The organism is Burkholderia sp. S-53 (assembly GCF_025560745.1).
Classification (GTDB): Bacteria; Pseudomonadota; Gammaproteobacteria; order Burkholderiales; family Burkholderiaceae; genus Burkholderia; species Burkholderia pyrrocinia.
Genome location: NZ_CP090484.1, coordinates 972913 through 985489 on the forward strand (window position 1 = coordinate 972913; position 12577 = coordinate 985489).

Here is a 12577-nt window from a genome sequence, read left to right on the forward strand (position 1 = left end):
CGGTACGAACCGGAATGCGTAGCTTTCGCGGTCTGCCGACACGCTGTCGGCGGACCGCCGCGCGATACGGTCAGAACGTGTGTGCGAGGCCGATCCGGATGTCCGCCTGATGGCCGGTCGGCGCCGGCGCAAAGCTCGCGCCGATCACCGCATCCACTCCCGCGGACGCCTTCAGGTAATCGGACGACAGGTAGACCGTCGTGCGCTTCGACAGCGAATACAGCGCCGCGGCCGTTACCTGATTCCACGCGTGCGCTTCGAAGCTGGTGTGCTGATAGCCGCCGACGAGCTGGAACGCGGGGGTCACCTGCCACGTTGCACCGCCTTCATAGACGTTCATGACCGACTTCGCGTCCTGGAACTTCAGCACCGTATTGGTGTAGTCCGCGTACAGCGTGACGTCGCCGATCGCATACGACCCGCCGACACCGAGCGTGCCGAGCGAGCGGATCTGGAACGACGGCGCAGTGTCGGTGACGCTGTCTCCCGACCCGGTCGCAACGGGAAGGCCGAAGAACGAATGCACCCCGATCTGCGCGTACGGATCGATCGTCGGTGTTGCGACGAACGTGTACATCGTCGCGAGCGTCAGCGGCCCGTTCGTGTACTGCAGACCGGCGCTCCAGCCGCTGCCGTCGTGGAAGCTGCCGGGGGTATTGCTGAACCCGTACATCGCACCGAACTGGAATCCACCCCACGTCGGGCTCATGTACTTGATCGAATTCGTCAGCCGGTCGTTGTTCGTGCGGTCGAAGTCGCCGAGGTGAATCGCATAGCCGCTGCCGGCCGAACTGACGTTTAGCGGCGCGAGGAATTCGGCAGTGAAGTCGAACTGCTTGCCCAGCGTGATCACGCCGTACGGCGTCTGTACGCCGACATACGCCTGTTGCCCGAACAACGTATTGGGCTGATTCAACTGTCCGTTGTTCAGGTTGTACAGCGACGACAGCTTGAACACCGCCCGGTAACCGCCGCCCAGTTCTTCCGCACCCGACATGATCCAGAGGTTCGGGAACAGCACGCCGCTGTCCATCTTGAAGTTGTGATGCCCGCCTTCGTTCGTCACGTAAGTCAGGCCGTTGTCGATCTTCCCGGAGAGCGTGATGCTGCTCTGTGCGAAGACCGATCCGCTCAACACCATGCCGATCACTGCCGTGATCGCTGTTTTTTTCATCTCCACCACTGTCTACCCCTCCATTTCAGTCGTTCGATACCGGATGCCCGTGAATGGAATGCCTTATTTAATATGTATAGCTAATCATTCCGACGGCTACTTCGAAAGCGAAAGGTCACGAGAGCCGATCTGATTTACCGCCCGAACCGGATCGCGTAATGCCGATCACCTGGAGTTCATGTTAAGGACACTTCGGTCGGTGACCGTCGCCGAAGAGTCCCGTCGCTTGTCAAATCGTCCCTTTGTTTTCGTCGGGCGAGTCTTGCTTGCGGGCCGTCAGCCGACCCGCTCGGCATGCCGGCGGCCGAGCGCGTCGGTGAGCACCGCTATCAGGAGCACCACGCCGACGACCAGCGGCTGCAGGTTCGCGTTCAGATTCAGCAGGTTCATCCCGTCGATGACGAGCGCCAGTGTCAAACAGCCAAGCAGCGTGCCGAGCAAGGTGCCGGTTCCGCCGAACAGCGACGCACCGCCGATCAGGATCGCCGCGATCGCAGGCAGCAGGATCGGATCGCCCATCGCCGAATCGGCCGCATTCACGCGCGCGAGATAGACGACCGCGGCGATCCCTGCCATCAGGCCGCTGATCGTGTAGACCGCGATCCGGCGGCGGCGCACCGGAATCCCGGACAGCCGCGCAACTTCCGGATTCGCCCCGATCGCGTAGATCTCGCGACCGATGTTCAGGCGCGCGGTGACGACCGAGCCGACGACGAGCACGAGCAGCATCATGTAGACGGGAATCGGCACGCCCCACCAGAAGCCGGTACCGAGGGCACGAAAGCCGGCCGGGAAACCGAAGATCTCGTTGCCGCCCATGTAATGAAATGCGAGCCCCTGAACGACCCACAGCATCCCGTAGGTCGCGAGGAACGGCGGCAGCCGCAGGAGCGTGACCGCCAATCCGTTCAGAAGCCCGATCGACGCGCCGCATGACATCGCAATCGCAACGGCGAACCACGGGGACACGCCGGCTTTCATCGCGCCCGCCGCCAGACAGGCGGAAAGGGTGAGGTTCGCGGCGATGGACAGGTCGAACCCGCCCGACAGGATCACGATCGTGAGGCCGGACGCAAGCAGGAACATCAGACTCGCCTGCCGCAGCACGTTCAGCAGGTTTCCCGATGTAGCGAAACTGTCCGATGCGAACGCGAGCGCGATGGCAAGCGCACCGACGAACACTGCGCGATAGATCAGTGCGGTCGCGTCTTCGGACAGGCGACCACGATGCTCGAGGCCCATGACGCGCATCGCCGCAAACGGAGATTGATTCCGGGTACTCATGCTTGTGCTCCTGCGACGCGGGATTTACGGACACTATCGACGACGACGACCGCGAGAACCAGCAAGCCGATCGTCACGACCTGCAGCGACGATTCGATGCCGACCAGGTTGAGTGCATTGCGAAGCACGCCGATCGTCAACACGCCGATCGCCGTACCGGGCAACCACCCTTCGCCGCGCTCGAACGAAGTGCCGCCGAGAACGACTGCCGCGATTGCGTCGAACTCCATGCCGATCGCGGCATTCGGCTCCGCCGAATTCATGCGTCCGACGAGCAGGAGCGCGGCAAGTCCGGCGAACAGGCCGCTCATCACGTAGATCGCGACGTGATAGACACGGGCGCGCACACCCGCCAATGTCAGAGCGTCCCGGTTGCCGCCGATCGCGAACACATAGGCGCCGAACCGGGTGTGGTAGAGCAGCAGATGCGTGACGGCGTATGCCGCGAGCGCGCAGACAATCGGAAACGGCACGCCGAGTACCGACGAGCCGTAAAGCGCGCCGACGGCAGGATTCGAAACGACCACCGCATTACCGTCGGTCATCACGAGCGCAACACCGTGCGCGACGCCGAGCGTGCCGAGGGTCACGACGAACGGCGGCAGCCCCAGGCGCGCGACGAGCGTGCCGTTCAGGAAGCCGATCGCGATACCGACCGCCGCCGCCGCGCCGAGCGCGGCACCGATGCCGGCGCCGGCGCCAAGCGACTGCGCGAACACGACGCCGCCGAGGCTCAGCAGCGCGCCGACCGACAGGTCGAGCCCCTCGCTCAGGATCACCAGGGTCATCGGCATCGCGATCATCACGAGGATCGAGACCTGGAGGCCGATGTCGACCAGATTCGCGCGCGACGCGAAACCCTGTACGCCGAAGGCCGCCGCTGCGACCAACGCGACACTGGCCCACACGATCGAAGGCAGCGGCCGTTTGCGCCGCGCTGCCGGATCACCGCCATTACGTTTCGTTTCAACCGACATCGTCAACCTCCGTGCATTGCCAGACCCAGGATGTTTTGCTCGCTCAACTGTTCGCGCTGCAGTTCGCCCGAAATCGCACCGCCGCGCATCACGTATGCGCGGTCGCAAACATGCACGATCTCCGACAGTTCCGAGCTGATCAGCAGGACGGCCGCGCCCTCCTCGACCAGCCGCTCGATCAGGTTGAAGATTTCGGTCTTCGCACCGACATCGATGCCGCGCGTCGGCTCGTCGAAGATATACAGGCGACACTCGGCACTGAGCCACTTGCCGATCACGATCTTCTGCTGGTTGCCGCCGCTCAGGTTGCGCGCCCGTTTCGCCGGATCGCCCGGTGCGATCCGCAGCATGTCGATCAGGTCGCGCGTCGCTCGCGTTGCGCGGGACGGGCGATACCAGCCCTTCGGGAACAGGCGCCACAGGCTCGACACGAGCAGGTTCTCGTGCACCGAGCGGCGCAGCGCGAGGCCTTCCTGCTTGCGGTTTTCCGGTATCAGGCCGACGCCGCGCCTGACGACTTCGTGCGGGCCGCCCGATACCGGCTTGCCGAAAATCTCGATGCGGCCGCCCTGGATCGGATCGGCGCCGATCACCGCGCGTGCGACCTCGGTCCGCCCGGCGCCGACCAGGCCCGACAATCCGACGATCTCGCCGCAACGCACCTGCATGTCGACCCCGTTCACACCGGTCGACGTCGTCAGGTCGCGCACGTCGAGCGCGATCTCGCCGCATGCGCCGAAATAGCGGCGCTCATAGACCACGCCGACCTTGCGCCCGACCATCAGCGCGATCAGCTGATCGGAGGTCGCGTCGCCGGCCGGCATCGACGTAACGAGCCGGCCGTCGCGCAGAACGGTCACGCGATCGCCGAGATCGAACACTTCCTTCATCCGGTGCGAGATGTACACGATCGCAACGCCCGCATCGCGCAACCGATGCACGACCGTGAACAGCGCGTCGGCTTCCCGGTCCGAGATCGCCGCGGTCGGCTCGTCCATCACGAGCACGCTTGCGTCGTGCGACAGCGCTTTCGCGATCTCGACCATCTGCTGCTGCGCAACGCCAAGGTCCGCCGCATGGGCGCGGGTGTCGTACGCGAGCCCGAGCTGCGCCAGCACGGCAGCGGCGTCCGCATGCATGCGCCGGTGATCGACGAGGCCGAAGCGGTTGCGAGGCTCGCGGCCGAGATAGATGTTCTGCGCGATCGACAGATGCGGCACGAGCGAGAACTCCTGGAAAATCACCGCGATGCCCAGGCGCTTCGCGTCGGCGGGCGATTCGATCACGACCGGCATGCCGTCGTATCGGATCTCGCCGCCATCGGCGCGGTAAGCGCCGAACAGCACCTTCATCAGCGACGACTTCCCGGCGCCGTTCTCGCCGAGCAACATGTGCACTTCGCCCGGATACAACGTGAGGTCGACGTCGGTCAGCGCGGCCACGCCAGGAAAATGCTTGCAGATCTTGCGTAATTCGAGACGCGGAACGCGCCCGGTCGAGGTTTCCATGTTCATCTCCACGGTGCTGTTCGGCGGACAGCCGTGCGTCATGCGACAGCCGGGGCTGCCGTACCGCACTGCGGCCCGCCCGGCCGCGCGTCACTTGCTGGCCACGTCGCTCCACGTCGGGCATTGACGCTGATCGCCCGGTAGTTCGAACGGTGCGTAGTTCGTCTTGTCGATCACGATGCCCTTGATCAGCACCGTATCGGGCACGGGTTCTTTCCTCAGCGTGCGAACCGCGGCCATCGTCGCGATGCAGCCCATCTTGAAGCCATTGAACTCGGCGGTCGCCAGCAAACGCCCTTCCTTGATCGCCTTGACCGATTCAGGCACACCGCCGATGCCGACGACCTTCACCTGCTTCTGGCCCGCCGCCTCGAGGGCTTCGATCGCACCCATCGCCATCACGTCGGCGGCCGCCAGCACGCCGTCGATCTTCGAATTCGACTGGATCAGGTTCTCCATCACCTGCAGCGCCTGCAGCCGCTGATAGTTCGCCGGCTGCGACGCCAGCAGGTGAACGTTCGGGAATTCCTGAAGGGCCTTCCTGAACCCGCGCACGCGCTCGTCGCTCGTCGTCGAGCCTTTCACGCCTTCGAGGATCACGACATTGCCGCTGCCGCCGAGGCTCTTGAACAGGTACCGCGCAACGTCGAGGCCGAGGTTGTAGTCGTCCGCGACGACGACCGACGAAAACTTGCCGCCCGCCACGCGATCGTTGTAGTTGACGACCGGAATGCCGATCGCGTTGATCTTCTGGATCGCGGGCACGACGCCGTGCGGATTCACGCCCATGAACAGCACGGCGTTCGGTTTCTTCACGCCGACGTCCTCCAGCTCGCTCAGTTGCTCGCCGAGATCGTTCGGGCGCGTCGGCGCATAGTGCGTGACCGACACGCCGAGCTGCTTCGCCTCGGCGTTGACACCCGCGCGAACGAGCGCGAAATGCGGATCGACCTGGTTCTTGTAGAAGGCGGCGATCGTCTCGCTTGCCGCAAGCGCGCTCGCGCCATGAAAGATGCCGATCGCCGCCGCAGATGCGGTGACGATGCACATCGCGGCCCGCCTGCGTGCCGGCTGCCGTTCGGGTTTAGGGTTCGTCTCCATCCACTGGCTCCTGTACGTCGTTCACATTGGCCACGCCGCCTTCCGGCATGACATCCTGGGCATTAACGTGCAACCGTTTGCATAAATTCAGACAAAAGGTGGCCGGGTAACGCATCGGCGTTACATGTCGCACCTTCAAGTCGACCCGTCTTTTTTCGGGTTTCTGCGGGCCCGAACGCCGATGGCATCTTCGGCGCTGGAACCGCTTCGACCGGTTGCATCGATCGTGTGATTCGCTTTATGCAAACGTATGCACATCCTACCCAAGGGAATTACCCTGTCAATGAGGTTTAGTGCTGAAAACATTAGGGTTTCACCTGCAACATTGATCGCAACCCATTGCACCGATACAATCGGATCCTTATTCACCAGCAGCTTCCATGAGCCAATCCTCCGACACGCGCGGCACCGGCCGCGTAACGATTCGCGAAGTCGCCGCGGCGGCATCCGTCAATGCGTCGACGGTGTCGCGCGTGCTCAATCCGGCCACACGCCACCTGATCGGCGACGAGGTCGTGCGCCGCGTGCTCGCCGTGGCCAAGTCGCTCGGCTATCGACAGAACCGGCTTGCGTCGGCACTGCGCGGCGGGCAATCGAAGGTGATCGGCGTATGCCTGCCCGACATCTCGAACCCGGTGTTCCCGCCGATGGTCTGCGGGATCGAGGAGGAGCTCGCGGCCGAAGGTTATGGCGTGCTGATCGCGAACATCGTCGGCAAGCCCAGGAACCAGGAACGGATGCTCGAGCAGATGCTCGAGCGCCAGGTGGACGGGCTGATCCTCGCGACCGCCGCGCGGCACGACCCGCTCGTACGGCGCTGCACCCTCGACGGCGTGCCGGTCGTGCTCGTCAATCGCGGCGAGGACGGCGGCCACGTGCCCGAAGTCGTCAACGACGACTTCCTGTCGATGCGGCTCGCGGTCGAGCATCTGGTCGGGCTCGGGCATACGCGCATCGCGCACCTGTCCGGGCCGGAACGCCTCGCGACCGGCCTGTCGCGACTGCAGGGCTTCCAGATCGCCACCCAGCAGCACCATCTTGCAGCCAACGTCGTCGTGGAGGCGGCCGAGTTCACGCGCGAAGCCGGGCGTCTCGCATGCGCACAGTTGCTCGACACGCATCGCAGCGTGACCGCCATCATCGCGGCGAACGATTTGATTGCGCTCGGCTGCTATGACGTGTTTGCCGAGCGGCGAATCGTGTGCCCGAAGGACATTTCGCTGATCGGGCACAACGACATGCCGCTGCTCGACATGCTGAATCCGTCACTGACCACACTCCGAATCCAGCATCGCGAGATGGGCCGGCAGGCCGCACGCCTGTTGCTCGGCATGATCACGACGCCGGGCAAGGCGCCGTTGCGCATCACGCTGCCGCCCGAACTGATCGTGCGCGGGTCGACGGGCGCACCTCGGGCGGCGGGAGGCCGGGCGCGCGCGAACTGACGCGTCGCGCCGATCGGCCGGCCACCGAAACGGTCGTTGCCGTCCCGGCGCGCCAGTGCGAATCGGCCGAGACAAATATAAGGTTGCGGGCGTCCGGAAACCTGACCGAAATGGCGTGCGGCTTGCCGGATCATCCGATTTTCGCGGCCGGCGCGGCCGATCGCGGCCGCATCGGGCGGGCGCGGGCAGCGTTGCGCGACCCGCCCCGCCTCCGCGCCTAGTCGCGCGGAGGGCGCGCGAACGGCATCGCGAGCAGGATCCTGGCGGGACGGTCCGACCGGTTGCGCAGCGAACGCCGCTCGCCCGGCGCGAGGCGGCACGAATCGAACACCTGCAATTCGACTTCGACGCCGTCTGCGTCTACGCACACCCGACCTTCCAGCACGACGTAATGCTTCTCGACGCCCGATCCGTCCATCGTCGTGTGCCCGCCCGGCTCGATCGTCGACACGCCGAGCCACAGCGATTCGGCCGGGCCCGCCTCGCGCCCTTGCAGGCGTACGCATTGCATCCCGAAGTGATTCGGCGGGAAGTATTCGGGCGCATCGCGAAAGCGCGTCACGTTCATGGCTTGAGCAGCACCCGGTTCGCGGTACCGCCGAACACCGTCCGATACGCGTGCGCCGCATCCGCAAGATCGAACACGAAGCCGGCATCGATCGGGAACGGTTTCAACGAACCCTGCTCGAACGACGGCAGCAACGCGTCGAGGACGTCGGCGCAGTGTCGCGTGTCGAGCGCGAGCGTGTCGATCCCGACGTAGGTGTGCTGCCCGCGATAGAACGCGAAGATGTCGAACGGCACCGCGCGCTCGATCGTCGAGATGAGGATCTGCGTGCCGCGCACGCCCATCGCGCGATTCGCACGCTCGAAATACGGACTCCCGACCGTGTTGTAGACGATGTTTGCGCCACGGCCGGCCGTCATCTCGAGCACGAGTTCGTCGAACGGCTCCGCGGACGCGTTGATCATCGTCACGTCGCCGGTGGCGTGCCCGATGTACGACGGATCGTCGCGCACGACACCGATCACCTCCGCCCCCGCCATGGTCGCGAGCTGGACGGTCGCTTGCCCGACCTTGCCGTTGGCACCCAGAACGAGCACGACATCGCCGCGCCGCACGCCGCCGGCACGGTGCAAGCCCTCGAAAGCGGTGACGAACGGTACGCCGATCGATCCCGCCTCGTCCATCGTCAGGTTTGTCGGTTTCTCGCGCACGCTGTGCGCCGGCACGACGAGATGGCTGGCATGGGTGCCATCGCGACGGATGCCGAGCTCGCCGCTGCTGCCCCAGACCTCCTTGCCGACCAGCTCCGGCGGGCCTTCGATCACGCGCCCCGCGTAATCGCGGCCCGGCGTGCGCGGCCACACCGCGTGCGGCATGAAACCGAGCACGGCCTTCACATCGCTCGGATTGACGCCCGCGCTCTCGATCTCGATCAGGCAGTCGGCCGTATCGATCGTCGGGACAGGCTGCGTGTCGATGCTCAGTGCGAGCGCGCTGATATCAGCGCTTTTCTGCTGGACGCGAATGCATTTCATGCTCGATGGTTTCCTGGAAATTGTCGATTCGGACACATGGCGCGGCGACCGTCGGCCCACCGCACATCCATGCGTCGCTCTGAATGAGCGTGCGGCGGGTTGCGCTCACGATGCAAGGCCGAGGCATTCGCGCGCATCGCGGCTCGTCGCGATCTCGCCGCCGAGCAGCGTGACGATCTCGCGCGCCCGCGCAACGAGCGCCGCGTTGCTCTCGGCGAGCACACCTTTCTCGATATAGATGTTGTCCTCGAGGCCGACACGCACGTGCCCGCCCGCGAGCCATGCCTGCGCGACGACCGGAAACTCGAAACGGCCGATCCCGAACGCGGACCAGATCGCCCCCGGCGGCAGCAGGCTGCGCGCATAGAGCAGCGTTTCCGGCGACGCGGCGAAACCATACTTGACGCCGCTGACGAACGTCCAGAGTCCCGGCCCGTCGAGCACGCCGCTCGCCATGAGGTCGCGCGCCAGATGGATATCGCCGGAGTCGAAGATCTCGAGCTCCGGCCTGACACCGGCCCGACGGATCACCTCGGCCATCCGCGTGACGTTCTTCGGCGTGTTGATGACGACCTCGGCCCCCGAATTCATCGTGTTCAGGTCGAGGCTGCAGATGTCCGGCTTGAGCGCGAGAATATGCTCCACGCGCTTTTCGGGCGGCAGAAGCGTGGTGCCCGGCGCGGCAACCCTGGGATCGTCGTCGCTCGGAATGAAACGTCCGCCCGGGCCGGTCGTCAGATTGATGATCAACTCACGATCGACCGCGCGAATCCTGGCCATGACGTCGCGATAGAGATCGACGTCCATCGAGGGTCGGCCCGTGGCCGGGTCGCGGACGTGGATGTGCACGACGGCGGCCCCGGCCTGCGCGGCTTCGAGCGACGCATTCGCGATCTGCTCGGGTGTGACCGGCAGGCCCGGGTGCTGGTCGGGTCGCGTGATGTTGCCCGTGACGGCGCACGTAATGATGGTCTTGCGAGCATGCATCGAAAGATCTCCAGGCAGTCAGTTCAGCCGGCGGCCGCCGTCGACGACGATCGTTGCGCCGGTACTGAACGTCAGCGTCGTCGCGCAGGCGACGATGGCGGCAGCGACATCGTCCGGTGCGCCGATCCGGCGCAGCGGTGTCGTCGCGGCGGCCTTCTCGTTGAAATCGTCGCCGCGCCCGGGAACGAACTGCGTATCCACGACGCCGGGAGACACGTTCACGACGCGAATGCGCGGCGCAAGTGCGCGGCCCAGCGACAGCGCCATCACGTCGATTCCCGCTTTCGCGGCGCAGTACGCGACATTGCTGCCATTGCCGGTCGTACCCGCGATGGACGACACATTGACGACGAGCCCGTTACCCGATTCGTCGAGCAGCGCACGAAATGCCCGGATCGCCGCGAACTGGCCGCGCCAGTTGACTTTCATGATCTCGTCGATCAGGTCGTCGGTCAGCGCGTCGAGGTCCGCATGGCGAACCGGCTTCGTGAAGCCGGCGGCATTCACCAGGATGTCCGCTCGCCCGTAACGCTTGCGCACATCGTCGGCGAGCGCGGCGAGCGTCGCGCTGTCGGTGATCGTCGCGAGCGCGGCCGAGTGCCCTTCGCCGGGCAGTTTGTCGGCGATGCGCTGCGTGGCGTCCAGGTCGCTTCGTCCGACCACGACAACGCGCGCGCCCGCTTCGGCGAAATGCGTTGCGGTCGTGACGCCGATCCCGCCGGTACCGCCGAGAATGACCGCTACCTTATCGTTCAGATTGCGTGGCACTGCCGCCTCCTGTTCAGTCGATGGGCGGCGTCGGGTACGTCGGCGTACCGTCGGCCATGATGAATTCGAAATCGAGCGTGTAATACGCCTCGTCCGTTTCCGCGTACGGCCCCGTCTGCGGGTCATGGCGCTCGAAATTGCCGACGAGGCGACGATTCACGCCGAACACGACGTCCGAATCGAGATGCTCCGAATCGTCGGCGAACACCTGCGACACCAACGTCGCATGACCTTCCGCGACGATCACGAAGTGGATGTGTGCGGGCCGGTACGGATGGCGATTCTGCGCCTCGAGCAGCGTGCCGACGGGGCCGTCGACGGGCACCGGGTAACCGGCGGGACGCACGGTCCGAAAGTTGAACCGCCCCTGCGCATCGGTATGAAAGCGGCCGCGCAGATTGCGGTCAGGCTGGCCCGGATCCTGGTTCTCGTAGAGACCGACCGGCGACGCTTGCCACACATCGACCGCCGCGTTCCCGACCGGCCGGCCCGACACGTCGAGCACGCGACCCCGCATGAAAAGAGGCGAGCCGGGCGACCCCGGGCTTGCGATTGATCGGCCGTCTTCGTAGACCGGCGAACCACCGCGATAGAACGGCCCGAGCAACGCGCCCGGCGTGCGGTCGGTCGCGTCGGAATTGTTCAGTAATGCGACCAGCGTCGAAAAGCCAAGGACATCCGACAGAAGCACAACCTCGTTGTGCCGCTCGTTGCATGCGTGCCCTGCGGCCCGGAGAAACGACAGACCGCGCTCGAACTCCTCGTCCGTCAGCTTCACCTGCTTCAGGAACGCATGCCCGTGATCGACCAATGCATTGACGATCTCCTTCAGCCGAGCGTCCCGGGTTCCCGCCATCGCCGCCTTGACGATCGCGGTAACGGACGCGGGATCGTCGGTAATCGCACTCAATACCGCTTGTTCCACCATGACACCCTCCATGCAACCGTTTGCATAAGTTGATGCAATAGTACCGTCGAACTTCTCGGACAGATAGAGCGTTAACCCTAAAATACCGAAACCGGTCGGCGAATATGGGTATCCTGTGGAACGCAACCGTTTGCATGAAATCTCGCCAAGGTATCGCGCGTTTCCCGACGGTTGCGTGACGCGGGCGCACGACGCGCGCGCAAGAAGGTGCAGGCGGACGCCGTCACCTGCCCCGCCTGGCAGCGGAGCAGATGCGGCACCGAATCGTTATTGCCCGGGTGCGGACGCGCCGGCGGCGGCTTTCTGTTCTGCGGCTTTGTGTTCCGCCCTTTGGAGGCTCTGCGGATAGTGATCGTCCTTGCTCATGCGATAGCCGTTCTTCTCGAGCGTGCGCAGTTCCTGGTTACGCTTCAGCCGAGCCTCCTTGCGCTGCGCTTTGCGTTGCGCTTTCAACTGCTGCTTCGACATCGGGGCACTGGCCGCTGCCGGCGCAGCATCCGAATCCTGTGCGTACGCTGCCGGCGCACCCAGCAGCACGACTCCGGTCAGTACTGCGAGTGCGAGCGGTCTCAAGCTGGACTGATACATGTGATTCTCCTTTTTTCGTCGATGATCGAATGACAAGCTGCTGCGTGCCGGCGCCAGTTCGACTTGCATCGACCGTGGCTTCATCCGTTTCACGCCTTCACAAGTTACACGACGGCAAGATGATTTTTCTTAAGACACCTGAATTTTCCTGATCGATGACGATAGCGACAGCAGGCAGTCCATCGGACCGGCAGCACGCCGCATGGCCTTTCGCGGACTGCTCGCGGCACACCACGATCGACGACAGCATGTCGGACATGCGCCCGTCATTGCAC

Annotated in this window: 13 protein-coding genes; 1 reads left to right on the plus strand and 12 read right to left on the minus strand. The window is 64.8% G+C overall.

Annotation, left to right across the window (positions count from 1 at the left end; translation table 11 throughout):
- Positions 1 to 70: 70 nt before the first annotated feature.
- From LXM88_RS26585 to LXM88_RS26605, 5 genes are all read right to left on the minus strand, one after another.
- Positions 71 to 1174 (minus strand): porin, encoded by a 1104-nt coding sequence (locus LXM88_RS26585; RefSeq protein WP_262545660.1) that lies wholly within the window; start codon positions 1172 to 1174, stop codon positions 71 to 73.
- Positions 1175 to 1450: 276 nt separating this feature from the next.
- On the minus strand, positions 1451 to 2458 hold the full coding sequence (locus tag LXM88_RS26590) for an ABC transporter permease (protein WP_262545662.1): 1008 nt from the start codon (positions 2456 to 2458) through the stop codon (positions 1451 to 1453).
- The gene (locus LXM88_RS26595) at positions 2455 to 3435 is read right to left on the minus strand and encodes an ABC transporter permease (protein WP_262545663.1); all 981 of its coding nucleotides are present in this window, start codon (positions 3433 to 3435) and stop codon (positions 2455 to 2457) included. Before LXM88_RS26595 ends, LXM88_RS26590 begins: the two co-directional genes overlap by 4 nt.
- Before the next feature lie 2 nt (positions 3436 to 3437).
- Entirely contained in the window at positions 3438 to 4943 is a 1506-nt protein-coding gene (locus tag LXM88_RS26600) for a sugar ABC transporter ATP-binding protein (RefSeq protein ID WP_262545665.1), read from the minus strand.
- 90 nt (positions 4944 to 5033) lie between these two features.
- Positions 5034 to 6044 (minus strand): sugar ABC transporter substrate-binding protein, encoded by a 1011-nt coding sequence (locus LXM88_RS26605; RefSeq protein ID WP_262545667.1) that lies wholly within the window; start codon positions 6042 to 6044, stop codon positions 5034 to 5036.
- A 380-nt stretch (positions 6045 to 6424) separates the two neighbouring features.
- Here LXM88_RS26605 and LXM88_RS26610 point away from each other — a divergent pair, with 380 nt between their 5' ends.
- Positions 6425 to 7489 carry a LacI family DNA-binding transcriptional regulator gene (locus LXM88_RS26610; RefSeq protein ID WP_262545669.1) on the plus strand — a complete coding sequence of 355 codons (1065 nt, stop codon included), beginning with the start codon at positions 6425 to 6427 and terminating at the stop codon, positions 7487 to 7489.
- 217 nt (positions 7490 to 7706) lie between these two features.
- On the opposite strand, the gene LXM88_RS26615 is transcribed toward LXM88_RS26610, so the two are convergent.
- The 7 genes from LXM88_RS26615 to LXM88_RS26645 form a co-directional block, all read right to left on the minus strand.
- Positions 7707 to 8057: a cupin domain-containing protein gene (locus LXM88_RS26615; RefSeq protein ID WP_262545671.1), complete on the minus strand. Its 351-nt coding sequence runs from the start codon at positions 8055 to 8057 to the stop codon at positions 7707 to 7709.
- Complete coding sequence (locus LXM88_RS26620; RefSeq protein ID WP_262545673.1) at positions 8054 to 9031, minus strand: quinone oxidoreductase family protein; 978 nt, start codon at positions 9029 to 9031, stop codon at positions 8054 to 8056. The genes LXM88_RS26615 and LXM88_RS26620 overlap by 4 nt, the downstream gene beginning before the upstream one ends.
- A gap of 105 nt (positions 9032 to 9136) precedes the next feature.
- Positions 9137 to 10018 carry a 3-keto-5-aminohexanoate cleavage protein gene (locus LXM88_RS26625; RefSeq protein WP_262545675.1) on the minus strand — a complete coding sequence of 294 codons (882 nt, stop codon included), beginning with the start codon at positions 10016 to 10018 and terminating at the stop codon, positions 9137 to 9139.
- Positions 10019 to 10036: 18 nt separating this feature from the next.
- Positions 10037 to 10786 carry an SDR family NAD(P)-dependent oxidoreductase gene (locus LXM88_RS26630; RefSeq protein ID WP_262545676.1) on the minus strand — a complete coding sequence of 250 codons (750 nt, stop codon included), beginning with the start codon at positions 10784 to 10786 and terminating at the stop codon, positions 10037 to 10039.
- Between the two features lie 13 nt (positions 10787 to 10799).
- Positions 10800 to 11714, minus strand: coding sequence for a dioxygenase family protein (locus LXM88_RS26635; RefSeq protein ID WP_262546930.1), 915 nt, complete (start codon positions 11712 to 11714; stop codon positions 10800 to 10802).
- A 267-nt stretch (positions 11715 to 11981) separates the two neighbouring features.
- Positions 11982 to 12371, minus strand: coding sequence for a hypothetical protein (locus LXM88_RS26640; protein ID WP_262545677.1), 390 nt, complete (start codon positions 12369 to 12371; stop codon positions 11982 to 11984).
- A gap of 28 nt (positions 12372 to 12399) precedes the next feature.
- On the minus strand, positions 12400 to 12561 hold the full coding sequence (locus LXM88_RS26645; RefSeq protein ID WP_262545678.1) for a hypothetical protein: 162 nt from the start codon (positions 12559 to 12561) through the stop codon (positions 12400 to 12402).
- Positions 12562 to 12577: the final 16 nt, after the last annotated feature.

Coding starts and splice junctions, on each gene's coding strand:
- LXM88_RS26585 (WP_262545660.1), bottom strand. CDS start 1,174: ATGAAAAAAACAGCGATCACGGCAGTGATCGGCATGGTGTTGAGCGGA.
- LXM88_RS26590 (WP_262545662.1), bottom strand. CDS start 2,458: ATGAGTACCCGGAATCAATCTCCGTTTGCGGCGATGCGCGTCATGGGC.
- LXM88_RS26595 (WP_262545663.1), bottom strand. CDS start 3,435: ATGTCGGTTGAAACGAAACGTAATGGCGGTGATCCGGCAGCGCGGCGC.
- LXM88_RS26600 (WP_262545665.1), bottom strand. CDS start 4,943: ATGGAAACCTCGACCGGGCGCGTTCCGCGTCTCGAATTACGCAAGATC.
- LXM88_RS26605 (WP_262545667.1), bottom strand. CDS start 6,044: ATGGAGACGAACCCTAAACCCGAACGGCAGCCGGCACGCAGGCGGGCC.
- LXM88_RS26610 (WP_262545669.1), top strand. CDS start 6,425: ATGAGCCAATCCTCCGACACGCGCGGCACCGGCCGCGTAACGATTCGC.
- LXM88_RS26615 (WP_262545671.1), bottom strand. CDS start 8,057: ATGAACGTGACGCGCTTTCGCGATGCGCCCGAATACTTCCCGCCGAAT.
- LXM88_RS26620 (WP_262545673.1), bottom strand. CDS start 9,031: ATGAAATGCATTCGCGTCCAGCAGAAAAGCGCTGATATCAGCGCGCTC.
- LXM88_RS26625 (WP_262545675.1), bottom strand. CDS start 10,018: ATGCATGCTCGCAAGACCATCATTACGTGCGCCGTCACGGGCAACATC.
- LXM88_RS26635 (WP_262546930.1), bottom strand. CDS start 11,714: ATGGTGGAACAAGCGGTATTGAGTGCGATTACCGACGATCCCGCGTCC.
- LXM88_RS26640 (WP_262545677.1), bottom strand. CDS start 12,371: ATGCAAGTCGAACTGGCGCCGGCACGCAGCAGCTTGTCATTCGATCAT.
- LXM88_RS26645 (WP_262545678.1), bottom strand. CDS start 12,561: ATGTCCGACATGCTGTCGTCGATCGTGGTGTGCCGCGAGCAGTCCGCG.